Consider the following 1,091-nt stretch of genomic DNA (forward strand, 5'->3'; position numbering starts at 1 on the left):
GGCTGATTTTGCGTGTCCGGAGCGAGCTTGATAAGCGTAAAGTGCACGCACACCTGACCGAACAAGGGGAAGCGGCATTGGAGCAAGCCCCTAAGCCACTGCAGGAGAACTTTATCTCACGCTTTCAAAACCTAGAAGAATGGGAACAATCTCTGCTGCTGTCCTCTGTCCAACGTATCTCATCAATGATGAATGCAGACGATATTGATGCTGCACCGATGCTAGAGGTGTCTGCGCTTACCTCACATCACTCCATGTCTCAGGCTAAAAAATAGCAGCTACCGGCGGGTAAACAGGACGTCTCCACCGGTCAACCTGCCAGCAAGGCGCCAGAAAAGCCATGGATTGAACGCTTTTTGTCGCCATTACTCATCGGAAAATAAAAAGACGGCACCACGTACCGTCTGTTGATTTTTCCCTTGATCAACGCCTTCGCACGAATGACCAACACCTTCGCTCTAAGGCACGTTATGCCCTTTCGAAGCGACCCATATGCGATACCACTGCTCACGCGTTAATTTAAGATCATAAGCCTGTTTAGCGGCTTTCACTCGCTCAATGTTCCCCGAGCCTATAATGGGTAATGGTTTCGATGGATGCCGCATCACCCAAGCATAAATCACTTGATCGATACTCGCGCCGCCTAACTCCTCACCAATAGTGCTAAGCGTTTCGCGCACACGGACAGCCTGTTGTGACTCACCCGTCAATAATTCACCGCCAGCAAGGCATGACCACGCCATCGGTTTTATCTGAAGACGCTGAAGCTGATCAAGCGTGCCATCGTGGATCACATCAAAACGTAGCGGGTTGATTTCAACCTGGTTGGTGACGAGCGATTCGTCCCAGCGAGATTGCAATAAATCAAATTGTGACGGCGTAAAGTTTGATACCCYGAAGTGCGCGACTTTTCCGTGATAGCGAAGCGTTGTAAACGCCTCTGCCACTTCATCCGCGTCCATCAATGCATCAGGGCGATGCAACAATAACACGTCGAGCTTTTCCACCCCCAAACGCTTCAGTGAATGATCCACCGACTCCAGGATATGATGATAGCTGGTGTCATAATGATTAATTTTACGATTAGGGGC

General features: G+C 49.8%; 1 protein-coding gene and 1 pseudogene. One reads left to right on the forward strand and one right to left on the reverse strand.

Annotated features, from left to right (window positions below):
* Positions 1–275: pseudogene (locus BZG79_RS15885) on the forward strand (MarR family transcriptional regulator); the annotation flags it as partial.
* A 183-nt stretch (positions 276–458) separates the two neighbouring features.
* On the opposite strand, the gene BZG79_RS15890 reads toward BZG79_RS15885, so the two are convergent.
* A partial coding sequence (locus tag BZG79_RS15890; RefSeq protein ID WP_077774894.1) for an aldo/keto reductase occupies positions 459–1,091 on the reverse strand: 633 nt, incomplete at its 5' end.

Source organism: Salinivibrio sp. MA427 (assembly GCF_001996115.1).
In the GTDB taxonomy this organism is placed as follows: Bacteria; Pseudomonadota; Gammaproteobacteria; order Enterobacterales; family Vibrionaceae; genus Salinivibrio; species Salinivibrio costicola.